Source organism: Streptomyces sp. NBC_01197, from assembly GCF_036010505.1.
In the GTDB taxonomy this organism is placed as follows: Bacteria; Actinomycetota; Actinomycetes; order Streptomycetales; family Streptomycetaceae; genus Streptomyces.
Map to the genome: position 1 here is coordinate 4,813,138 of NZ_CP108569.1, position 20,641 is coordinate 4,833,778.

The 20,641-nt window shown below is 67.0% G+C and carries 22 protein-coding genes and 1 other RNA gene; 14 read left to right on the forward strand and 9 right to left on the reverse strand.

Annotated elements, in window-relative coordinates:
* The first annotated feature begins 25 nt into the window (after nt 1–25).
* The 3 genes from OG452_RS22005 to ssrA all read left to right on the forward strand — a co-directional run bounded on the left by OG452_RS22005 (nt 26) and on the right by ssrA (nt 2,182).
* A complete protein-coding gene (locus OG452_RS22005; protein WP_327297305.1) occupies nt 26–1,195 on the forward strand; it encodes a S41 family peptidase in 1,170 nt (389 codons plus the stop codon).
* A gap of 18 nt (nt 1,196–1,213) precedes the next feature.
* Nucleotides 1,214–1,693, forward strand: coding sequence for an SsrA-binding protein SmpB (smpB, locus tag OG452_RS22010; protein ID WP_164266070.1), 480 nt, complete (start codon nt 1,214–1,216; stop codon nt 1,691–1,693).
* Nucleotides 1,694–1,793: 100 nt separating this feature from the next.
* Nucleotides 1,794–2,182, forward strand: a transfer-messenger RNA (tmRNA) gene (gene ssrA / locus OG452_RS22015).
* A 98-nt stretch (nt 2,183–2,280) separates the two neighbouring features.
* Here ssrA and OG452_RS22020 read toward each other — a convergent pair.
* From OG452_RS22020 to OG452_RS22035, 4 genes are all read right to left on the reverse strand, one after another.
* A complete protein-coding gene (locus OG452_RS22020) occupies nt 2,281–2,637 on the reverse strand; it encodes a hypothetical protein (RefSeq protein WP_327297306.1) in 357 nt (118 codons plus the stop codon).
* Nucleotides 2,638–2,881: 244 nt separating this feature from the next.
* Complete coding sequence (locus tag OG452_RS22025; RefSeq protein WP_327297307.1) at nt 2,882–3,529, reverse strand: hypothetical protein; 648 nt, start codon at nt 3,527–3,529, stop codon at nt 2,882–2,884.
* Nucleotides 3,530–3,554: 25 nt separating this feature from the next.
* Entirely contained in the window at nt 3,555–5,318 is a 1,764-nt protein-coding gene (locus tag OG452_RS22030) for a DUF6571 family protein (RefSeq protein ID WP_327297308.1), read from the reverse strand.
* 285 nt (nt 5,319–5,603) lie between these two features.
* A complete protein-coding gene (locus OG452_RS22035) occupies nt 5,604–5,936 on the reverse strand; it encodes a hypothetical protein (RefSeq protein ID WP_327297309.1) in 333 nt (110 codons plus the stop codon).
* Nucleotides 5,937–6,273: 337 nt separating this feature from the next.
* Here OG452_RS22035 and OG452_RS22040 point away from each other — a divergent pair, with 337 nt between their 5' ends.
* Together OG452_RS22040 and OG452_RS22045 are read left to right on the forward strand one after the other, a co-directional pair.
* Nucleotides 6,274–6,924: a hypothetical protein gene (locus OG452_RS22040; RefSeq protein ID WP_327297310.1), complete on the forward strand. Its 651-nt coding sequence runs from the start codon at nt 6,274–6,276 to the stop codon at nt 6,922–6,924.
* A 44-nt stretch (nt 6,925–6,968) separates the two neighbouring features.
* Complete coding sequence (locus tag OG452_RS22045) at nt 6,969–7,988, forward strand: hypothetical protein (RefSeq protein ID WP_327297311.1); 1,020 nt, start codon at nt 6,969–6,971, stop codon at nt 7,986–7,988.
* A gap of 20 nt (nt 7,989–8,008) precedes the next feature.
* Here OG452_RS22045 and OG452_RS22050 read toward each other — a convergent pair whose 3' ends face one another.
* The 4 genes from OG452_RS22050 to OG452_RS22065 form a co-directional block, all read right to left on the reverse strand.
* On the reverse strand, nt 8,009–8,326 hold the full coding sequence (locus OG452_RS22050) for a hypothetical protein (protein WP_327297312.1): 318 nt from the start codon (nt 8,324–8,326) through the stop codon (nt 8,009–8,011).
* Nucleotides 8,327–8,496: 170 nt separating this feature from the next.
* On the reverse strand, nt 8,497–8,919 hold the full coding sequence (locus tag OG452_RS22055; RefSeq protein ID WP_327297313.1) for a hypothetical protein: 423 nt from the start codon (nt 8,917–8,919) through the stop codon (nt 8,497–8,499).
* 164 nt (nt 8,920–9,083) lie between these two features.
* The gene (locus OG452_RS22060; RefSeq protein WP_327297314.1) at nt 9,084–9,233 is read right to left on the reverse strand and encodes a hypothetical protein; all 150 of its coding nucleotides are present in this window, start codon (nt 9,231–9,233) and stop codon (nt 9,084–9,086) included.
* Nucleotides 9,230–9,457 (reverse strand): hypothetical protein, encoded by a 228-nt coding sequence (locus OG452_RS22065; protein WP_327297315.1) that lies wholly within the window; start codon nt 9,455–9,457, stop codon nt 9,230–9,232. Before OG452_RS22065 ends, OG452_RS22060 begins: the two co-directional genes overlap by 4 nt.
* Before the next feature lie 113 nt (nt 9,458–9,570).
* Here OG452_RS22065 and OG452_RS22070 point away from each other — a divergent pair, with 113 nt between their 5' ends.
* The 5 genes from OG452_RS22070 (at nt 9,571) to OG452_RS22090 (ending at nt 13,552) form a co-directional block, all read left to right on the forward strand.
* Nucleotides 9,571–10,392, forward strand: a complete 822-nt coding sequence (locus OG452_RS22070) for a helix-turn-helix domain-containing protein (protein ID WP_327297316.1) — start codon at nt 9,571–9,573, stop codon at nt 10,390–10,392.
* On the forward strand, nt 10,392–10,595 hold the full coding sequence (locus tag OG452_RS22075; protein WP_327297317.1) for a DUF397 domain-containing protein: 204 nt from the start codon (nt 10,392–10,394) through the stop codon (nt 10,593–10,595). Before OG452_RS22070 ends, OG452_RS22075 begins: the two co-directional genes overlap by 1 nt.
* A gap of 314 nt (nt 10,596–10,909) precedes the next feature.
* Complete coding sequence (locus tag OG452_RS22080; RefSeq protein WP_327297318.1) at nt 10,910–11,803, forward strand: helix-turn-helix domain-containing protein; 894 nt, start codon at nt 10,910–10,912, stop codon at nt 11,801–11,803.
* A 56-nt stretch (nt 11,804–11,859) separates the two neighbouring features.
* Nucleotides 11,860–12,444 (forward strand): Uma2 family endonuclease, encoded by a 585-nt coding sequence (locus tag OG452_RS22085; protein WP_327297319.1) that lies wholly within the window; start codon nt 11,860–11,862, stop codon nt 12,442–12,444.
* Nucleotides 12,445–12,526: 82 nt separating this feature from the next.
* Nucleotides 12,527–13,552, forward strand: a complete 1,026-nt coding sequence (locus OG452_RS22090; RefSeq protein WP_327297320.1) for a phosphotransferase family protein — start codon at nt 12,527–12,529, stop codon at nt 13,550–13,552.
* A gap of 249 nt (nt 13,553–13,801) precedes the next feature.
* Here OG452_RS22090 and OG452_RS22095 read toward each other — a convergent pair whose 3' ends face one another.
* A complete protein-coding gene (locus OG452_RS22095; protein ID WP_327297321.1) occupies nt 13,802–15,115 on the reverse strand; it encodes an MFS transporter in 1,314 nt (437 codons plus the stop codon).
* 84 nt (nt 15,116–15,199) lie between these two features.
* On the opposite strand from OG452_RS22095, the gene OG452_RS22100 reads away from it, so the two are divergent.
* From OG452_RS22100 to OG452_RS22115, 4 genes are all read left to right on the forward strand, one after another.
* A complete protein-coding gene (locus OG452_RS22100) occupies nt 15,200–16,192 on the forward strand; it encodes a LysR family transcriptional regulator (protein WP_327297322.1) in 993 nt (330 codons plus the stop codon).
* A 421-nt stretch (nt 16,193–16,613) separates the two neighbouring features.
* Nucleotides 16,614–17,177: a hypothetical protein gene (locus OG452_RS22105; protein ID WP_327297323.1), complete on the forward strand. Its 564-nt coding sequence runs from the start codon at nt 16,614–16,616 to the stop codon at nt 17,175–17,177.
* 55 nt (nt 17,178–17,232) lie between these two features.
* Nucleotides 17,233–19,386 (forward strand): glycosyltransferase, encoded by a 2,154-nt coding sequence (locus tag OG452_RS22110; RefSeq protein WP_327299728.1) that lies wholly within the window; start codon nt 17,233–17,235, stop codon nt 19,384–19,386.
* Nucleotides 19,383–20,555: an acyltransferase family protein gene (locus OG452_RS22115; protein WP_327297324.1), complete on the forward strand. Its 1,173-nt coding sequence runs from the start codon at nt 19,383–19,385 to the stop codon at nt 20,553–20,555. The genes OG452_RS22110 and OG452_RS22115 overlap by 4 nt, the downstream gene beginning before the upstream one ends.
* Nucleotides 20,556–20,641 lie beyond the last annotated feature (86 nt).

Consider the following 20,641-nt stretch of genomic DNA (forward strand, 5'->3'; position numbering starts at 1 on the left):
AGGGCGTCGGTCTACAGTGGTCGCCATGTCAGGCCCGGAATTCGTTGCGCCGCCCCGCAGCCTTCGCCGCGGGGCGGCTCTGACTTTGGTCTTCGTGAGCGTTCTCGCCACGGCGGCGGCCACCAACTCCCTGCCGGGAGACGAGCGGACACCCCGGCCGGCGCGAACCCGCAGTGCCGCGTCCACCGTCGACGGCGCGGAACTCGCCAGGGCGGCATCGGACGCGGACGCCGACGGCAAGTCCGGTACGAAGGCCGCCGAGGGGATAGTCAGCCGCAGTGGCGACCGCTGGGGCGCCGTCTACGACCGGACCGACTACGAGCAGTTCGCGGACGCGCTCGACGGCGAGTACACCGGCGTCGGGCTGTGGGCCAGGCGCGCCCGCGACGGCCGGATCGAGGTGGCCCGGGTCCAGCCGGGCGGCCCGGCTGCACGGGCCGGTCTCCGGGCCGGCGACCTGCTCCGTACGATCGACGGCCGCCAGGTCGGCACTCGCCCGGTGACCGACGTCGTCTCGCAGCTGCGGGGCGGCGACACCGCGTCCGTCCCGGGTACGCCGGTGGTCGTCGGGGTACGGCGCGGCGGCGACACCGTGACGAGGACCCTGCGCCGAGCCAGGCTCACCACGAACCCGGTCACCGTGGCGCGACTGCCGGGACGGGCGACGCTGATCAAGGTCACCGCCTTCACCAAGGGCTCAGGCGCCCGGGTGGGCGAGGCCGTCCGGACCGCTCCGGCGGGCGGCGGCATCCTGCTGGACCTCCGGGGCAACAGCGGCGGCCTGGTCGCGGAGGCCACCACGGCGGCCTCCGCGCTGCTGGACGGCGGCCTGGTCGCCACGTACGACGTGCACGGCGCACAGCGCGCCCTCTACGCGCAGCGGGGCGGTGACACGGACCGCCCGCTGGTCGTCCTGATCGACGGCGGCACGATGAGCGCGGCGGAGCTGCTCACGGGGGCCCTCCAGGACCGTGGCCGGGCGATTACGGTCGGTTCCCCCACCTTCGGCAAGGGCTCGGTGCAGATGCCGAGCGCGCTGCCCGGCGGATCCGTGGCGGAACTCACCGTCGGCCATTACCGCACTCCTGCGGGCCGCAGCGTCGACGGGCGGGGCATCACACCGGACGTGACGGCGGGCGAGAGGGCCGAGTCGCGGGCCGAGACAGTATTGAGTGGCCTCGGGGGAGGGGCTTAGTGCGAAAATGGACGCACTATGGCTAAGGAAACCGGGCGGAAAATGATCGCCCAGCACAAAAAGGCACGGCACGACTACCTCATCCTCGACACGTACGAGTGCGGGCTTGTCCTGACGGGGACCGAGGTGAAGTCGCTGAGGATGGGCCGGGCGTCCCTGGTCGACGGCTTCGTCCAGATCGACAACCACGAGGCGTGGCTGCACAACGTCCACGTCCCGGAGTACACCCAGGGCACCTGGACCAACCACAGCGCGCGCCGGAAGCGGAAGCTGCTGATGCACCGCATGGAGATCGACAAGCTGGAGTCGAAGGCACAGGAGTCGGGCCACACGATCGTGCCCCTGGCGCTGTACTTCAAGGACGGCCGGGCCAAGGTCGAGATCGCGCTGGCCAAGGGCAAGAAGGAGTACGACAAGCGGCAGACCCTGCGCGAGAAGCAGGATCGCCGCGAGACGGACCGCGCGATCTCGGCGGTCCGCAGGAAGCAGCGCGCCTGACCGACGTGCCACGGGGGAATACAGTGGCACCGTCGTGCGTTGGTCACGTACGATGGCACTGCACCCCACGGGGCGCGGTACCACCTTGAAAAAACAACATGGGGATGATCGGTTTCGACAGCGGCTGTTGAAGCAGGTGAAGCGAGCCGAGGAAGCGGCAATGATCTCGTAAACCATATGTCGCAAAAAATAATCGCCAATTCTAAGCGCGATTCCCAGTCCTTCGCCCTCGCTGCCTAATAAGCAGTGACTGAAGGACCCTAAATGGGTGTCAGCCCGGGGAAGTTCCCGACCCGGATCCTGGCATAAGCTAGGGAACTAAACCACCGGTCCCGGTCACGGGGATCGGTGGGAAATCAAACAGTGACTGGGCCTGTCGGAGACTTGTTCGCGAGATCTCCGGGGCCGAGAAAATCGCAGCGAACTGCGCTCGGAGAAGCCCTGGTTCTGCACCGTTGGACGCGGGTTCGATTCCCGCCATCTCCACCACCCCATGTGTGGCTCATGCCCTGCCGGAATTTTCCGGTGGGGCATGAGCTTTTTTTGTGGTCCGGGCTGCAGTGAGGGTGCCGCGCCAGAAGCGGGATTCAGGGCCAGTCGACCAGTCCACGGAACAGCAGGAAGACAAGGAGCAGGGAAACGGGGGCGGCCAGGGCGAGGAGCAGTCGGCGGTCGTTGTTGCGCTGCTGCCGCGGCAGGGACCAGCTCGCGAGCAGAAAGCCCAGAGGGAGCAGGAGCCCGAAAATGAATACGTCGAAGCCGGTGGAGTAGCTGGGGCTGAACCGGTTGAGTTCAGCTTCACTGCAGGAGTCGCAGGCCATGCCGGACAGCGCGGCCACGGTGAAGGCGACCAGGCCACACGGCAGTGTGACGAACGTAGAGACCAGCGGCGCGATCCACGCCGGTTTGGAGCGGGCGTTCTGCTTGGCGTTGGTATCGGACATACGGTCACTCAACCCCACCACTGGTCCGAGAACATGAGCTTCTGTACTCAGCGGCGGTGACGGATTTGCTCAGGATCTCCTGGGGGGTTGGATCAGGCTGAACCAAGTCGGATCGCGGAGCCGGTTCTGGTGTGCTCTGCGGCAATGCCCAGGGTGTCACGCCCCGCTTCCGGCCAGCCTTTCTGGCTGCTACCGGCCGAGCCGAGCGGTCCGGTGCTGAGTCCGGTGTGGTGATACGGAGCCTTCACAAGCTTGGGGCAGTCGCCTTGGCGGGGAGCACTGAGGGGCGGTCGCATTTGGCGTCTTTGTGGGAGGCCTTGGCGAAGTCGAGGGCCAGGTCAACGAAGTTCTGGCGGATTTGGTTGTCTGAGCCTTGCATGGGTTTGAGGGCCATAGCGATGACAGTCAGGTTGTACGGAGTTCCGGTTGCCCCCTGGTGGGCGTAGCAGGGGACATCTATCACTGCCAGAGTCGGGGCTGATACGCCCTTGATGCCTGCGTTGAAGTGGGTGATCTTACCCCCAGAGGTTGGCGGCACCTCTTCGGCTGCCCACTTACGCCAAGGCCTCTCGTAGCCAATTTTGGCGGTTTCCAGAAGGAGTTCTTTGTTGTCATCGCCGTGCACTGTGCAGCTGATGCTGTAGCGGTGGTTCGCACTGGGGGACGATGTCGTGCTGAAGTCGTAGTGACTGGCCCTTGGGAGAGTGGAGTTAAGAAGATCGGCCACAGCTTGATCATTGTGTGTATTGCTGCAGACATCGGCAGCTTGTATATGGCCGCGCGCCCCGTCGAATGCTCCGAGAAGGTAGGCCAGAAGGAGGCCGATGGCGGCAGCGGCAATGGTCGCAGCGGAGCCGTAGACGAGAGGCTTGTGGTTGCGTGGTTGAGTCACAGTAGGTCACCTGATCGCTCTCGAACTAGTTTGTAGAACCGTCTGCTTCGGTCTGGTGGATCAGACTGTGGGCATCGCGAAAGCCTTGGCCCGCCTGGTCTCCAGCCTGTGACTCGGAGTTTTCGGAGCCTGTGGCATCCTTTGCCGCTTCCTGGGCGGTCACGATTGTTGAGTGTTCCACGTCATCCAGCTCTTTCACGTTCTTGTAGACCTGCTGCTTGGCTTCTGTCCCGCCGTCGTCGCCGAACCCATTGATGAGGCCGTCGAACACCTTGCCCGAGGCTACTCCGGCAAGGCCGCCGGCTACGACGCCTACTGGTCCGGTGAATGGTGCTGTCGCGAGGGTCGTCACGCTGCCGACGACGGAACCGCCCCACGTGCTCGCTTGTCCCTTCCACGCATCGCCTCGTGTGGACGCGTCAGCATCATTTTTGTTGGCCTGGGACAGCCGGGCCTCTCCGATGACGCCTTGGAAGAGGCCGGTTTCGTAGGAAATGGAGTTGACAGTATTCTGGGTGCTTTCTGGATAGGCGTCGGGGTGCTTCACATGCTGCTCCGTCAGAGCGGCGGCGTAGACATGCTGGGAGACATTAAGTGTGTCGTAGCCCTCTTTGTTGCGGGCTACTGTGTGCAGAAATCGAGCGGCATCGTATTTATCGATTTTGGCGGTATCGCCAGGAGTGGGGAACAGCTGGTCGCCATTTTCGATGTCAGAGCTCAAGCTGCGGTGCAGATCCGGCATGTACTCCGCAGCCGCGTCGGCGAAGCTGTCCGACATGAACGGGTACTTGCGTAGGCGATCCGAGTCTGCTGAAACCGACTTGACGAGATCCGAGAACAGGCCGGCCTGCGCCTTGGAGTGCTTCACGTCGTCGGCGGTGGCCTGTTCGCCAGGGCGGTGGCCGGTGGTGGCTGCTTCGATTGCCCATGCCATCGAGTTGCGGCCGGTCACGCTCTCCTTGCCAGGTTGGCTGTCATTTGGCCACTTACGGTTCTCGAAGAGGTACGTGAAGTCGGACTCGGGTTTTCCGTCGCTTCCCTTGTGCTTGGCAGTGAAGAACTTGGTAGCCGCAGCCGGGCTGTTGGAGAGTGCCTTCATGTACCCGGTCATCGGATCGTAGCCCTGGTCGTTCCCCAGTTGGTTGAGCGTGCCCTCTCCGATGCCTCCTCCGCCCCAGCCCGAGCCGCGGAGCTGCTTGGACTTTTCCAGCACCCGTTTGTCCTCCGTGATGAGAGCCTTCCCGTAGTCAGTGAGGAACTTGTCGTCGTAGTCCCCGTAGCGCATCAGGTTGCTCATGACGAGGAACCCATGGGGGCCGCCGGAATCTCCATGCGGAGGGGGGCCTGGCTCCCTGATCGGTTTGTCGCCGATCTCGACCATTTCCTTCTTCCAGGCCTTCATGGTCGGGGTGTCGGAGTTCGTGGCCTGGGCGATGGTAAGGCTGAGGTTCTTCTGTAGCTCGTCGAGATCGCGCTTGCGCTCAAAATCCGGGCGGTATGCGGGGGCATCACTGAGCCCGCTCATTTTCTCCCAGAACTGCAGCGTCCCCTTCGGTCCGAGGGCCGCTGCGAACTTCTCTGCGAACGGGTACTGGTCGTTGTTCAACGCGAGGATAGCGTTCAGTTCATCGAACTCTGCGGGAGACAGATCCTTGGGGTCCTTTTTGGCGAGCTCCGCGCCGCGCTTGGCTTCTCTCGCTGCCGCCGCGATAGCGGCTCGCGAGACCTGCGACTCGGATATCTGGACCATTCCGTTGAAGTGGGGATAGGGTTCGTTGTCCGTGTTCATGCTCAAGTGGTAACGCTGCTTCAACAGGGGGAGTTCGTCCCTGGCCCAGTTCGCTACGTGTACGACATCGGAGAGGTCCTTCGTCCCCAGGCCGTAGTAGGCGAGCTGCGACTTGTAGTAGGACGCCCGGTTCGAGAGGTTCTCCTGATCCCGCTGTATGGAATCGATTGTTGCCTTGAGGGGCCCGGATCTATTCCGGAGAAGACACTCTGGGTACCCTCATTTGTCCTGGCCATGCGAGATTGCTTCCCCCGTGTCAGATGTGCAGGTAATGCCGAGATGCCCTCATGGTAGGTGCCTGTTGCGATTCATTGCCTGGGCTTCCTCGGGTGTGACCTTCTCCGGCATCCGGTCGAGTTCTCGCTGAATGTCCGCGATCACCTTGTCGATTCGCGTATGTACCGTTTTGCGACGGCCAGTGACGTCGCTATGCCATTTGTCGGCGTTTTTGCCGACCCAGGATTTTTTAGAGTCCCGGCCACCATTCCCGATGTCTGCTGCCGCCCGCTTCAACGCGCCTACAAGGTCGGCCCGCTCCTTTGTGAGCTGCTTCTTGATGCCCATCAGGCGCTCTCGGTCCGGGTTGTCCACCTTTGTGGTTTTACTGTCGTCTCCCATGCCCTCCCCATTCGCAACGGCCAATCGTCGCATGGGTGTTGGAACGATGAAACTGGTCTTCCATTCCTGGCGTGGCGTTGCTGCTTCGACTGTCCTGAGGGAGTGCTGAGGTCGCTGACCAGCTTGGTTCGTGGAGCGATCGGTCCGGCGGGTGGCTTTGGTGATCTCGCTGCGTCCAGGGCGCGATGGGCTTCCCGCCGCGGGAGCACAGGACTTCGGCTTGTTTGCGACCACGCCCGCTCGGGACCGTGCCACCCGTGGTGGTGTCACCCCTCGGTTACGGATAGCGTTGGGATCTTACTCGGCCTTTACCCTCCACCCCTCTGGGAGTCCTCGCGTGAACCGCCCGACCCGGCTCGTGACAGCCGCGCTCACCGTGTCCGCTGCCCTGTTGCTGGCTGCCTGCGGCCCAGAGGGCGGTAGTGACTCGACCTCGGACAAGATCAAGGGGGCTGACGGAGGCGGGAAGGCGTCGGCGCCGGCCGGCGATGCGACATCGGCGGCGCCCAGTGGGGCCAAGCGTCCGGTGATCACGTTCCCGAGCGACTTCCAGGTGGAATTCGAGGGCTGGACGAACAACGACCCGAAGCTCCAGGCGGTCATGGATGACGGCAAGGAGCGACTCCGCGGGACCTACGCCGCAGTCATCGAAGGCGATCCGCGAGCGAAGTACGCCGCCTTCTATAACTTGGGCAGTGCCCTGAGCACGGAGAAGAAGTGGATCAGTGGTTTCGCAGACAAGGACTTGACGCTCGTCGGTGAAGCTCGGGTGTCCCATCCGCAAGTCCGTATCAGCCCGGACGGATCGGGCACGCTCTTCTACTGTGTTGATGAGAGCAAGGGTTCCACGAAGAACAGGAAGACTGGGGAAGGCACAAGCACGCCGGCCGACAAGGCGCACGTGTTGTACCAAACCAAATTGGCCAAGACCAATGAGGGCATCTGGAAGACCACATCGGTCACGACGACGCAGGGCGGTTGCGGGTGATGAGGCGCAACCGTTCCGTTCTTGGCCTGACCACAGCGGCGTTGATGGCGACTCTGCTCGCACCTGGCTCGGCCTTTGCCTTTGGTGATGACAATGGTGAGTCAGCTGGGCGCCCCACAGGTCATTCCGGTGGTGGAGCCAGCGGCAAGGATCTGATGGCGAACGTCTCCCAGTCGAAGATCGTCGTCAAGCCAACCGCTGGCGCCGTGTCGGGGGCCTCTGCTGGGAAACTCACCCCTGTGGATCCCAACTGGGTGCCTCCAACCTGCTGGTATGAACCGGCTATGACGCCAGAACAGCTCAAATCCGGCGTGGACAGGTTGAAGACAGATGGTGGCTTGGGTGCGGTCAATGCCAAGCTCTTCTGGTCTGCGGGTCTATTCGTCGACCAGTACATGAAGGGTAAGGAGGCTGAAGGCTACAAGAACTACAACCTGGGCAAGAAAGGCATGTTCTGGCGCAGCGTCGTCCGCAAGGGTTTTGAGATGGACATCAGGGCATGGGATTGCAGTAAGATCATGTTCTGGCAGGATGCTGGCACTGTCCCCGACGATGTGAATGCGCCGACACCGGATGTCCTGGCGGCCTATGCATACGACAAGATCCGAGTGCCGGACACGCATGTCAAGTTGAAGCCAGCCGTGAAGTCGACAGTAAATCTCCCTACGTGGGTGTGGCTGGACAAGGGAACGTTCAAGCAGGTCAAGGTACGCGCCGTGTTGCCTGGTACTGGATTGTGGGCGGAAACCACGGCCAAGCCGGTCAGCCTGCATCTGGAACCGGGTACCGAGGATGCCCAGGTCTCCCCTTCATCGGGCGATTGCCTGATCAACGCGGATGAGTCGATCGGCGCCCCGTACAGCAAGGGGGACGCGGATAAGACGCCCCCGTGCGGCATCACGTATCTGCGGGCGACCGACGGCAAGCCGTATCAGTTGAAGGCGTCGGTGACGTGGCAGATCTCGTGGACGGGGTCCGGCGGGGCGAACGGGGATCTCCCGGACGGGACCTTCGAATCCACGCAGGACATGAATGTTCAGGAGATCCAGTCCGTCAACCGCTGACCCGCGGCAGGGACGCCTCGCTACGGTTGCCGGGTGAAGCTGTAGGCGGCCACCGCCGAGGTCTTTCCGTACGGTTGCAGAGTGAGCTCCGTCAGGTTTCCTCTCTGGAAGCTGAATTCTGTCGGCTTCTCTCCGCATTCCACCGTGGGGATGTCGCCCGCGTGTGGCCTCTTGGTTGTCCGCATCACGTCGAAACTTCCTTCGCCTGCGCAGGCCACGACGAATTTCACTCTCTTCGCGGTGGTGGCAGGGATCGGAACGAGCACCTCTGATTTGGTGACGCGAAGCCAGTTGCTTTCGATCAGCCGCTCGGAACCCGGCGGCGGCAGCGCCTTCACTGCCGCCGCCCGCAACTGCGCGACGCTGGTTTCCCGGGGCGCTGGGGATGTGCTCGTCGCCGGCCGGTGCCTGCCTTCCGAACTACCGTCCGCGCATCCGGTCGCGAGGATGACGGTCCCGAGGAGGCAGCAGCCTGTCCGCAGGAGGCGGGCGGCCGTTCTGGGCGCAGTCACGGTGTCGGCTGGTAGCCGGTCAACATGCCGAGCATGTGGTCCATCTCCGGGCGCCAGATGCGGTGCACGTTCATCTTGGTGGGCTTGGGCTGGCCCGGCAGTTGGAGGCGGAACGAGCTCCACAGCCAGCCGCGCTTGATGTGGCTGACCGCACTCATGGCCTCGGCCGGCTGGAGGGCGTGGACGATCTCATGCGGGCGGTTGCTCATACGGCTGGCCTTGTGGATCAGGACGGCCTGGTCGGTCACGGTGACGAAGTAATACGTGAGGAACGACTGGCCGATCACGCCCAGCAAGCTCATCAGTACCGGGTTCGGGCCCGCGATGGCCTGGATGGAGACGTGCGGGCGGTCGCTCGGGTTGGCCTGAGCGATGGCCGCGTTGATCTGTTCTTGGATGGTCGCCTTACGTATGGCCATGAGGCCCTCCCCCTGTTGTGATGAACGATGCAGAGTAACGGGGGAGAGCGGGGGGGCCTCCGGGCGGGGTGGCCGGGGGCGCGCATCCTCTGCGAACCCTCGCGCTCGTGCAACTCTCGCCGTCAGCTGCATGGTTGGCTGCCCGGAACGGCCGTACTTTCGGGCTATCGGGGGCGGAAGCGGCTCCGCTTGTTTGCCTCACGGACCCTGGCGAGCAGTTCCTCGCGGCGATGGCGGCGCTGTGCTGCGAATTTCTCCTCCGCCTTCTCCTCCTTCTCGGTCTCCTCTTCTCGTTGCTCGGGCCCACTGGTCATGTGGCACGCCGCCGCAGGACCTCCGCCAGTCGCCGGGCCACATCCGGGTTGCACCGTCCGAGTTCCACGAGCGGTGGCAGATAGTCGCTGGCGAGCGAAACCGGGTCGAGCCCCAGCGATGGCAGGAGGACGTCCGCCTCCGTCAGCGCCTCACGCAGTTCGTCCCGGGCCGATTCCGCGTCGCGTAGCTGTGCAACTGCCGTGCTGCGATGTGCAGTTCCCATGTCCGCCGTGCCTTTCGCTCTGCCTGTACCTTTCCCTCAAAGCATCGGTGTGTAGAGCTTCGGTCACCAGGGGTAGCGGTTTTCGGAGTGCTGGAACGAAAACGGGAGCGACAGTGCCTGCGCCGAAAGAACTCGACCCGTCCGCATCGCTCGCCGCGTTGTACGGCTCGAAGCTGCGCAAGCTCCGGATCCGTGCGGGATGGTCGCAGCGCGAGCTGGGCGACAGGATTCCCATTGCGCACAGCCGGATCGCGCAGTTCGAGCTGGGCAACGAGACCCCGCCGGAGGACGTCAGCAGGAAGCTGGACGCGCTGCTGGGTGCGGATGGCGATCTCGTGGACTTGTGGATTCACGTCAGACGGACTCCGTTCCCGGACTGGGTTCAGAAGTTTGTGACCTACGAGGCCAAGGCGATCAAAATGCTCAAGTACGTGGGGCATGCTGTGCCGGGCCTGCTTCAGACCGAGGCGTACGCGCGTGCCCTGCTGCGTATCAGTCGGCCGCGGGACACTGATGCCGAGATCGAGCGGCTGGTCGCTGCCCGAAGGGAACGGCAGGTAATCCTCAGCGGCGGTGCTCCCCCTCTGCTGTGGTGCATCCTGGACGAGGCGGTGATCCGCCGCCCCGTGAGTGGGCAGGCGGGCATGCGCGGGCAGTTGGCCCACTTGCTCCACATGGCCCGGACACCGCACGTGGTGCTTCAGGTACTTCCCTTCAGTCAGGGGGAACACCCGGTCATGGGTGGATCATTGACACTGCTGAGTTTTGAGCGCGGACAGGATGTGGCTTACACCGAGAGTTCGCACTCCGGGGAGCTGCTGGAGGCTCCGGACGAGGTGGCTGAAAATGCTTTGGACGATCTGCTGCAGGCCAAGGCGCTACCCCCGGACGAGTCCCTGGCCGTAATCCGTTCAGTGATGGAGGAGTACAGCTGATGCGCGCTGCACGAATCGACCTGGCCGAAGCCCGGTGGCGCAAGAGCACGTACAGCAACGGCCAGGGCGGCGACTGCCTGGAAGTCGCCGAGGGCGTGTGGGGTGTGGTCCCCGTCCGTGACAGCAAGAACCAGACCGGCCCCGCGCTGGTCTTCCCAAGGGCGGCGTGGACCGCGTTCATAGAGGCCGTACGTCGGGATTGAGCCGTCTGCAATCCGCCAAGGCTGGTGCTGTACACCCGCGTTCGCGCAGTTCGGCGCCGGGGCCCGAGATTCCGCGTCCCGGTGGGGCACGCTTCCCTTTAAAGCAACGGGAGAGAACCACTACCCAACCAACCCCCCCCAACTGCCCCCGTCACACGTACGGGTGATGGCGCAGTGGATTGTCGGATCGGTGCGGTACGGTCGGCCGCAGCAGCGCCAAGACCCATGCACCACCACAACCGAAAACAGACGGCCCCCGACAGGACGGCAATCCTGGCCGAGGGCCTGACCACCCAGGAAGAAAGAGCTTCCCGATGGCTGATCCGCAGTTTAGCGCTGGCATGTCCGCGCTCCCCGAGGGCGTTCCGCGTGCCGGAGTCCTCCACGTACGTCACCGTCACACCGACCGGTTCACGGTGATCGGCAACCACCTCGCCCAGCATCCGCGTCTCTCCGCGACCGCGATGGGTCTTGCCCTGCACATCCTGTCGCTCCCCGATGGCGCCTCTGTGACAGTCAAGGCGCTGACCTTGCGTTTCCCTGAGGGCGAGACGACCATCCGCCGGTCCCTCAACGAGCTTGAAGCAGCTGGATACTTGGAGCGTCGGCGGGTTCCGTTGGGCGGCGGGCGGGTCGCCACTCGTACCTTCGTCTATGACAAGCCGGGGTGTGCGTATGAGCCGGACCAGGACCCGCCGCCCTCGCCCTCGCCCCCGTCGCCGCCGATGGTCGTGCGGGCCGGTAGTCCGCTGCCCGCCACCGGTTCGGTGCGGCGTCCCGGCACCCCCGTACAGCCCCGGCCGCCGTCACTTCCAGCGTCACCGCCCGCGACCGGCCCCGCCGCTGATCTTCTGGCCCGGCTTCGGGTGGCCGACCCTCGGCTCCTTCTTTCCGCCCGTGACATCCAGCGCCTCGCCCCGGCTGTAGAGAACTGGTTCGCCCGCGATGCCGCGCCCGCCCAGGTCACGCGCACTCTTACCGCGAACCTGCCGCGCGAGCCCGAGCCCATCCGGCACCCGGCCCGCTTCCTGGAACACCGCCTCGCCACGCTTCTCCCACCACCGCTTCCGGCCGGCCCCGTGCCGCACACCCTCGCCCCGCTCCACACCTGCGACGGCTGCGAACGCGCACACCGCACCCATGACCCGGCCGGGCTGTGCGCCGACTGCCGTCCGGCAGCCCGTGCAACAGGCCGTGCCGCGGCCTGACGGCTGCCCTAAAGTGAGGAATACCGCATGAGCTCCGCATGCAAGGAGGAGACACCTTGGCAGGTCAGGCCCACCCCTCCATCCCCGTTCGCCGGGGGCATCTGCGTGAGGCCGCCGAGAGTATCGAGCAGGCCACAGGCATGCGAGTCGAGATCATCGGGGGGACTCTCGTGATGTCCCCGAGCCCCAGCGGCAAGCACGCGGGGATCGTCATCGATCTTCGGGACGCGATCAGGCCCGGTCTGGCTGCCGCGAGTGAAGCGTTCGAGAATGTGTCCGTTCCGATGGTCGATGACCCCGACGACTACGCGACTCCGGATCTGACCATCGGCCCGCGCGCGTTCAAGGACGCCGACGGGTGGCTGCTGGACGCGGACGCGGTCGAGCTGGCGGTGGAGGTCATCTCGCCGAGTGAACGGCTCAAGGGCATCCACGAGAAGACCGCTTGGTACGCCGCCGCAGGTGTCGCGCGGCTGCTGCAGATCGATCCGCGTACGGGGACGTGGTCCCTGTTCACCCGGCCTCGTGTGGATACGTACCAGGGGGTCGTCCATGGTTTGTACGGCGAGCCGGTACCGCTGCCCGCAGAGCTCGGCGGAGATCTCGGCACCGGTGGGCTCTCCCGGTACGGCCCCCACTAGGGACCGGTTCCAAGAACACGCCGGCGATCCGGGCACGCCCCGCCGGAGTGGGGCTGTGCCGGCGACGAGGGGGACGCAGGTCGTGGACGTAACACGCAAGGTGGTCACCCGTGATCACTTGGAAGGGGTCGCGCGCGCGGCTCTGGGGGACGGACGCCGCCTCGACGGCGTGGCACGGCTCCGAGGTGGCAGCAAGAAGGGGGTGTACCGCCTCACCTTCGACGACGGCTCCACTGCGATCGTCTATATCTGGGACGACGCCGAGAACTTCTGGCCCGCCACGGATGCCGGTGACGCCGACGGCCACACCGCCGACGACCATACGGACACGTTTTCGCACGCCTCCGGCATCGATCTGTTCCAGGCTGCCAACAGGCGTCTCGACGCCCTCGGGATCCGCACGCCCCGGATACTTCTGGCGGATCGGAGCAGGTGCCACTACCCAGCGGACATCGCGGTCGTCGAGGACGTTCCCGGTGAGAACTTTGAGGCGCTCCTCCGTCGCGAACCGCACCGTATGGAGGCGACCTTGGCGGTGCTCGCCGAGACGCTCGCTGTGATGCGGCGGCACACAGGACCGGGGTTCGGCAAGGTCGCCCTGATCGACGGCGGCGGTGTCGCCCGGGGCCGGTCGTGTGAGCAGGGCGTCCTCGACCGCGCGCTCGACGACCTCGCCGAGGCCGCCTCGCGCGACAGCCGGATCGGGCGTGTCCGCCGGCACCTGGAGGAAGAGGTTCGAGGGCTGGCCGCCGCCGTACGCCCACGCTCGGAGTACGGGCTCGTCCATGGCGAGCTGGGACCTGACCACGTGCTCGTGGACCGGCTCGGGCAGCCCGTCCTCATCGACATCGAGGGCCTGATGTTCTTCGACGTCGAATGGGAGCACGCGTTCCTGCGTATCCGTTTCGGGGAGCACTACCGATGGTTCGACACTCGGGATCTCGATGAACAGCGGCTTACCTTCTACACATTGGCGATGCGGCTGTCGCTCGTCGCCGGGCCTCTGCGACTCCTGGACGGCGACTTCCCCGACCGCGACGCGATGATGGGCATCGCCGAGCACAATCTCCAGCAGGCGCTTGCCTTCTTGTCTTCGGGTGACCGCTGAATCCTGAATCCTGAACCCTGAATCCTGGTGACTGGGTGACTGGGTGACTGGGTGACTGGGTGACTGGGTGACTGGGTGACTGGTGGCAGTGTGCTGCGCGTCCGATCCGTCGACGGCGGGGTCTGCTCAGTGGTCCTGCTGGTGTGCGGGGTCCAGAGCGAGAAGGCTTACAGCGACGCTGTCGCCGAAGATTTCCTCAATTCCGACACCGCAGGTCAGTGCCGGCCCCCGGCGCCCGGGCCGCCTTCTTCAGCTACTCGCCCCGGATTCCGCGGTCCGGGTCCCGCTCCGGTGCGTGGCCGCGCCCAGCAGCAGGGCTGTGGCTGCCGCCGACGTGGGGACCGCGTAGCCGGTGGTTGGGCTCAGGCGTTCCACCACCCAGCCCGCCGTTGCCGAGCCCGTCGCTATGCCGCCCAGGAGTGCCGTGACGGCCAGTGTCATTCCCTCGTTCAACTGGCCCTGAGGAGTGATGCGTTGGATTACCGTCATGCCGGTGACCATCGTCGGGGCGGTGGCCGCGCCCGCCAGGAGCAGGGCCGCCGACAGGGCGAGCAGGGAGCCGGTCGCCGAGGCCGCGATGAGCGGGCCCGTCATCAGTACGGTCATGGCGGCGAGGCAACCGAGCAGGCGCCGCCGCACGTTGCGGGCCGGGCGCGCCGACCCGTACAGCAGGCCCGCGGCGCACGAGCCCGCTGCCTGGAGTGCGAGGACCGCGCCCGCCGCCGAACGGTGCCCCTGCGCGTCGGCGAAGGCGATCGTGGTCACCTCCATGGCGCCGAAGACCGCGCCGGTCGCGAGGAACACCGCGATCAGGGACGGGTACCCGGGGGCGCGGAGCGGGGAGCGCGTCGTGGTCGTACGGGGTGCGGGGGGCGGTTCCGTGGCGCGTTGGGCGGCGAAGATCAGCACGCCGGTGACCAGGAGCACCGCGCCCACCAGGGTGCCCGCCTCCGGGAAGAGCGACGTGCAGAGGAACGCCGCCGCCACCGGGCCGAGCATGAAGCAGAGCTCGTCCACGGCCTGTTCGAAGGAGTTGGCGGTGTGCAGGGTGTCCGGGTCGCCGCGGTGCAGATGCGACCAGCGGGCCCGGGACATCCCGCCGGTGTTGGGGGTGGTGGCGGTGGCCGCGTAGGCGGCGAACAGCGTCCAGTCGGGCGCCCCGTATCGCACGCAGAGCAGCAGGGCCAGCGAGCCGAGCGCCGCGAGCAGCGTGGCGGGTACGGCGATCCTGGCCTGGCCGTAACGGTCGACCAGGCGTGCCGTCCACGGGCCGACGACCGCTGTCGCGGCTAGTCCGGTGGCGGTGACGCTCCCGGCGAGCCCGTACGAGCCCCGTGATCCGGCGATCATGATCACGGCGCTGACACTGAACATCCCCATGGGGAGCCGGGCGAGCAGATTGCCCGCGGTGAAGGCGCGCGCGCCGGGGGTGGCCAGCAGCCGGCGGTACGGGGCGAGGGCCCGGCCGCCTGCGGTACGGGGGGTGGGGTCGGCGTCCCGGGTTTCGGTATGGGGGGTCGGCCTGGCGGGTCTGGGTTCTGTGCGGGTGGGTTGCGGGTCCATGTACGTCAGACTCCCGGGGAGTCCCTTGCGCGGTCCAACACCTGTTCGGGGCCGATTGACGCGGTTCCGTTGTAAGTTCGGCGGATGCCTCAGCGCCCCCCGGATATCGAGCCCCGTCTGCTGCGTGCCTTTGTCGCCGTCGCGGAGGATCTGCATTTCACCCGAGCCGCCGCCCGGCTCTATGTGGCGCAGCAGGCGTTGAGCCGTGATGTGCGGCGGGTGGAGCGGGAGTTGGGGGCCGAGCTGTTCGTACGGACCACCCGGCAGGTCTCGCTCACCGCCGAGGGCGTGCGGCTGCTGCCGTACGCCCGGCGGGTGCTCGCCGCGTACGACGAGCTGGCGGCGGCCTGGACGCATGACCAGCGCCCCCTGCTTGTCGATGTGGGAGCCCCGGTCGGCACTGCCTCCCAGCTGCTGGCGCGGGCCCGTGAGCTGGCGCCCGATGTCGAGTTCGTGGCGCGTTTTCACAGTGGTCTGACGGGGGGAGCGGCGGAGATCGTGGCGGGCCGCCTCGACGTCTCGGCCGGCCGGATCGCCGGTCTCGCCCCGGAGGTGCTCGATCTGCTCGACCACCGGCCGGTCCGGTTCGAACGGATGGCGGTCCTGCTGCCCGAAGAGCACCGTCTCGCCGCCCTCGACGAGGTGCCGCTGGACGCGCTGGCGGGGGAGACGCTCTATGCGGCGGCGGGAAATCCGGCCACCGCGGAGTGGACCGATCTGGCGGCCCGGCTGTTCGCCGGGCGGGGGATCGGGCTGGCGGAGTCCTTCCCGGAGATCGACGGCGAGGAGGAGTTCGCGCGTGTGATTCGCAAACGCCGCTGGTCGGTACTGGCGAGCACGGTGTTCATCGGGGTCCCCGGAATGGTGCTGCGCCCTCTGGTATATCCCGTACCGCTGTCACCGGTCTCGCTCGTATGGCGAAAATCCTTGCGACACCCGGGACTCAGTGCCCTTCACCAGGCGATCGATGAGGGTGTGGCCGCCCAGGGCTGGCTGGACATGCCTGCCGGGTCCTGGCTACCTGCCGTGGACATGGCGATGTGCGGGCAGATCAGGGGTCTATATGAGCAACTGTGAACAATCGTCCTGAAGTGGCTTGAAGCTGCGCTAGATTCGCCCCCCGGACGAGCAGGGTAGAGGGCGCTCGGGCCTGAGTGGGGACTCGGTCCGGCCGCATCCGTCCGGTCAACTACGCGCAGTGAATCGACCTTGGGGGGATGTGTGGACAGCGGTGGAAAAATGGCGAGAAGGCGCCCGTTTCGGTCAGATCAATGAACCGCATGATGTGACGGTTCAACTCGATGGGCTGGGGAGGGAGTTGCCCGGCCCCGGTCCCGAGCCCTGCTCCGGCTCAGGCCGAGGCTCCTGCTCCGGCTCAGGTCCTGGCTCCGGTTCCGGCTCTGGAGAGCCCTCCGGATCAGGTGAGTTCCCTGGAGCGGGCGGGGCCGCCCCATCCGACGGTGCGGATGTTCCCTCGGTCACGGACAGCCCCGTCTTCGTGGACGCCAGTGGCCGCCGGGGCCGTAAGTACCGCCGTATCGGCTGGGTGCTCGCCTTCGCCTGCGCCTCCTACGCGGTGCTGCTGGTGTCCACCGTCGTCGGCGGGAGTTCCACCGCCCCCTGGCTGCTGATCCCCGGACCCGCCACCGGGAAGAAGGCGGACACGGTCAGGATCCCGGCCGGACCCGTGGCCTCCCCGGCACCGGGGAAGGGGCTCCCGGGAGTGACGTCGGCACCGGTACCGGTAACCGTCGGGTCCACCGGGGCGCCAGAACCGGCCACCGTCGTCTCCCACGGGGTGCGGGCCACGCCCGGGCCCCCCGGCGCCCGCAGCGCCCCGCCCGGCAAGGCTGCCAAGTCCGGGAAGTCCGGCAAGTCGGGCAAGCTCGCGCCGCCCGTCCGGGGCCCCGGGGGCGGCGCCACGCAGCCGGCGCCCGTGGTGTCCGCCCCGCCGGGTGGTGGTCACTCATCGTCCCCGTCCGCACCGGCCCCTTCGGGCAGCGCGACCGCGCCGACCGGACCCGGAACCGAACAGTCCACATCCCCAGAGAGCGCACCGTAAGAAAATGAGAACAGCCCGAGGGCTCAAGCGGACCGTCCGTCGCCGCAGGCCGCCCATGCGGTACCTCCTGCCGCTGCTCGTGCTCGTCGCGCTCTTCGGCATGCTCGTGATGCGCGGCTACGTCCACAGCGAGATCGTCGCCGACCACCGGGTCCGCCCGCCGGCCGCGACCGACGACGTCCCCGGCCACATCCTCGACGGCGGCCCGGTCATCGACGCCCGGGGCAAGGGCGAACCCACGAGCCTGCGCATCCCCGACCACCGCATCGTCCTGACCTTTGACGACGGGCCCGACCCGGAATGGACCCCGAAGGTCCTCGACGAGCTGAAGAAGTACCACGCGCACGCCGTCTTCTTCGTCACCGGAACCATGGCTTCCCGCTATCCGGCCCTGGTCAGGCGCATGGTCGACGAGGGCCACGAGGTCGGCGTGCACACCTTCAACCACCCCGACCTCTCGTACCAGTCGAAGAGCCGTATCGACCGGGAGCTCTCCCAGACGCAGCTGGCCCTCGCGGGCGCCGCCGGTATCCGGTCCTCGCTCTTCCGTCCGCCCTACTCGTCGTTCGCCGACGCGCTCGACGACAAGAACTGGCCGGTCGTGAAGTACATCGGCAGCCGCGGCTACATCACCGTGCTCGACTCCGTCGACAGCGAGGACTGGCAGCGGCCCGGCGTCCCCACCATCCTGCGCAACGCCACCCCCGGGGGCGGTCAGGGCGCGATCGTCCTCATGCACGACTCGGGCGGCAACCGCGCCCAGACCGTCGCCGCGCTCGGCCGCTATCTTCCCGAACTCCAGCACAGGGGCTACCGGTTCGCCAGCCTCACCGACGCGCTCGGCGCGCCGTCCGCGCAGACCCCGGTGAGCGGGGCCGAACTGTGGCGAGGCAAGGCGTTCGTCTTCGCCGTCGGGCTCTCCGACGACGTCTCCGGCGTGCTGATCGGCTGCCTCGCCGTCGTCGGTGTGCTGGTGTTCGCCCGCTTCGGGCTGATGCTGGTGCTCTCCTTCGTCCACGCCCGCACGGTCCGCGCACCGGGCTTCCGCTGGGGGCCGCCGGTCACCGAACCCGTATCGGTGCTGGTCCCCGCGTACAACGAACGCGCCTGCATCGTCAGTACGGTCCGCTCGCTCGCCGAGAGCGACCACCCCGTCGAGGTCGTCGTCATCGACGACGGCTCGTCGGACGGTACGGCGGACCTGGTGGAATCGTTGCGGCTGCCCGGCGTCCGGGTCGTGCGACAGCGCAACGCGGGCAAGGCCGCGGCCCTCAACAGCGGCATCGCGCACGCCCGGCACGACCTCGTCGTGATGATGGACGGCGACACCGTCTTCGAAGCGGTCACCGTGCGCGAACTGGTGCAGCCCTTCGGTGATCCGACGGTCGGCGCGGTCGCCGGGAACGCCAAGGTCGGCAACAGGGACAGCCTCATCGGCGCCTGGCAGCACATCGAGTACGTGATGGGCTTCAACCTGGACCGCCGGATGTACGACGTCCTGGGCTGTATGCCCACCATTCCCGGGGCCGTCGGCGCCTTCCGCCGTACCGCTCTCGCCCGCGTCGGCGGGTTGAGCGAGGACACCCTCGCCGAGGACACCGACATCACGATGGCCCTGCACCGCGACGGCTGGCGCGTGGTCTACGCGGAGAACGCCCGCGCCTGGACCGAGGCCCCGGAGAGTGTCCAGCAGCTCTGGTCGCAGCGCTACCGCTGGTCGTACGGCACCATGCAGGCGATCTGGAAGCACCGCCGCGCCCTGGTCGAGCGCGGGCCTTCGGGGCGGTTCGGGCGGGTCGGCCTGCCGCTGGTCGCGCTCTTCATGGTGCTGGCGCCGCTGCTGGCCCCGCTCATCGACGTCTTCCTGCTGTACGGGCTGATCTTCGGCCCGACGGAGCGGACCGTGCTCGCGTGGCTCGCCGTGCTCTCCGTCCAGGCCGTGTGCGCCGCGTACGCGTTCCGGCTCGACCGAGAACGGCCGCGCCATCTCGTCTCGCTGCCGCTCCAGCAGATCCTGTACCGGCAGTTGATGTACGTGGTGCTGCTCCAGTCGTGGATCACCGCTCTCACCGGCGGCCGGCTGCGCTGGCAGAAGCTGCGCCGTACGGGGGTGGTCGCGGCTCCGGGCGAGGCTCCCGGCGATAGGCGCTCCAGTGAGAACCGCCCCAGCTGGAACCGCTCCAGCGAGAACCCGAGGCCCGTCGCATGACCGCCACCACACCGGCGTCCGTCCCCGCTGCTGCCGGTCCCGGTCCCGGTCCCGTACTCGCCCCTCCCCCCGGCCGCGACCGCTACCTCGATCTGCTCCGGACCACCGCCCTGGTCCGAGTCGTCTTCTACCACCTGTTCGGCTGGGCCTGGCTGTCGATCGTCTTCCCCTCGATGGGCGTCATGTTCGCTCTCGCGGGCTCCCTGATGGCCCGCTCCCTGAGCCGCCCCGCCCTGGCGGTGATCCGTGGCCGGGTCCGTCGGCTGCTCCCGCCGATGTGGGCGTTCGGCGCGCTGATGGTCGGAATGATGGCGTACGCCGGGTGGCGGCCATCCGTCACCAAGGTGCTGCTCTATCTCGTACCGGTCGGCGCCCCGCCCTACCCCGACTCGCTCGGCTCCGCGTCCGGCTGGCTGGATCAGGACTGGCCCGACCAGGCGGTGGGCCCGCTCTGGTACCTGCGGGCCTACCTCTGGTTCGTACTGCTCTCGCCGCTGCTGCTGAAGGCCTTCCGCAGGCTGCCCTGGCCGACACTTCTCGCCCCGCTCGCGCTGACCGCGGTCGTCGGTACCGGCATGGTGACCGTGCCCGGCGAACCGGGCCTCGCCCTCACCGACTTCGCGGTCTACGGCTCCTGCTGGGTCCTGGGCTTCGCCCACCAGGACGGGCTGCTCAAGAAGGTGCCGCGCTACTTCCTGGTGTCCTGTGCAGTCCCCGTCATGGCCTTCGGCCTCTGGTGGGCGCACGGCCATCTCGGGCCCGACGGCTGGGACCTCAACGACATCCCGCTCGCCCAGGCCACCTGGTCGTTCGGGGCCTGTGCGCTGCTTCTCGCGTACTCGCCGTCCTGGCGCCAACTGCCTCCCCGGCTGGCCCGGTTCGACAGGGTGATCACGCTCACCAACAACCGCGCGGTGACCATCTACCTCTGGCACAACGCCCTCATCATGGCCACCGTGCCGGTCGTCGACCAGCTGTACAACGTGCCGTTCATCGAGGGCCACTTCGACTCGGCGCTGACCGCTACGTACAACGTGTGGATGTTCCTCGCGGTGTGGCCGCTGATCGGGCTGACCGTGCCGGCCGTCGGCTGGATCGAGGACCTGGCGGCCGGCCGCCGCCCACGGCTCTGGCCGGACGGCCGGAGCCGTACGGCTCCGGACCGCTGACGGGCGCGTCGGGCCGGTTGCGCTGCCCGCCTGCTGCGCCGCCTGTTGCGCCGGCCGCCGCGGGCTTGGTGCGCCGTGGCCCCACC

Excerpts from the sequence above, each read along its gene's own strand:
- OG452_RS22005 (WP_327297305.1), top strand. The coding sequence starts at position 26 with ATGTCAGGCCCGGAATTCGTTGCGCCGCCCCGCAGCCTTCGCCGCGGG.
- smpB (WP_164266070.1), top strand. The coding sequence starts at position 1,214 with ATGGCTAAGGAAACCGGGCGGAAAATGATCGCCCAGCACAAAAAGGCA.
- OG452_RS22020 (WP_327297306.1), bottom strand. The coding sequence starts at position 2,637 with ATGTCCGATACCAACGCCAAGCAGAACGCCCGCTCCAAACCGGCGTGG.
- OG452_RS22030 (WP_327297308.1), bottom strand. The coding sequence starts at position 5,318 with ATGAACACGGACAACGAACCCTATCCCCACTTCAACGGAATGGTCCAG.
- OG452_RS22035 (WP_327297309.1), bottom strand. The coding sequence starts at position 5,936 with ATGGGAGACGACAGTAAAACCACAAAGGTGGACAACCCGGACCGAGAG.
- OG452_RS22045 (WP_327297311.1), top strand. The coding sequence starts at position 6,969 with ATGGCGACTCTGCTCGCACCTGGCTCGGCCTTTGCCTTTGGTGATGAC.
- OG452_RS22055 (WP_327297313.1), bottom strand. The coding sequence starts at position 8,919 with ATGGCCATACGTAAGGCGACCATCCAAGAACAGATCAACGCGGCCATC.
- OG452_RS22060 (WP_327297314.1), bottom strand. The coding sequence starts at position 9,233 with ATGACCAGTGGGCCCGAGCAACGAGAAGAGGAGACCGAGAAGGAGGAG.
- OG452_RS22065 (WP_327297315.1), bottom strand. The coding sequence starts at position 9,457 with ATGGGAACTGCACATCGCAGCACGGCAGTTGCACAGCTACGCGACGCG.
- OG452_RS22075 (WP_327297317.1), top strand. The coding sequence starts at position 10,392 with ATGCGCGCTGCACGAATCGACCTGGCCGAAGCCCGGTGGCGCAAGAGC.
- OG452_RS22080 (WP_327297318.1), top strand. The coding sequence starts at position 10,910 with ATGGCTGATCCGCAGTTTAGCGCTGGCATGTCCGCGCTCCCCGAGGGC.
- OG452_RS22095 (WP_327297321.1), bottom strand. The coding sequence starts at position 15,115 with ATGGACCCGCAACCCACCCGCACAGAACCCAGACCCGCCAGGCCGACC.
- OG452_RS22100 (WP_327297322.1), top strand. The coding sequence starts at position 15,200 with ATGCCTCAGCGCCCCCCGGATATCGAGCCCCGTCTGCTGCGTGCCTTT.
- OG452_RS22110 (WP_327299728.1), top strand. The coding sequence starts at position 17,233 with ATGCGGTACCTCCTGCCGCTGCTCGTGCTCGTCGCGCTCTTCGGCATG.
- OG452_RS22115 (WP_327297324.1), top strand. The coding sequence starts at position 19,383 with ATGACCGCCACCACACCGGCGTCCGTCCCCGCTGCTGCCGGTCCCGGT.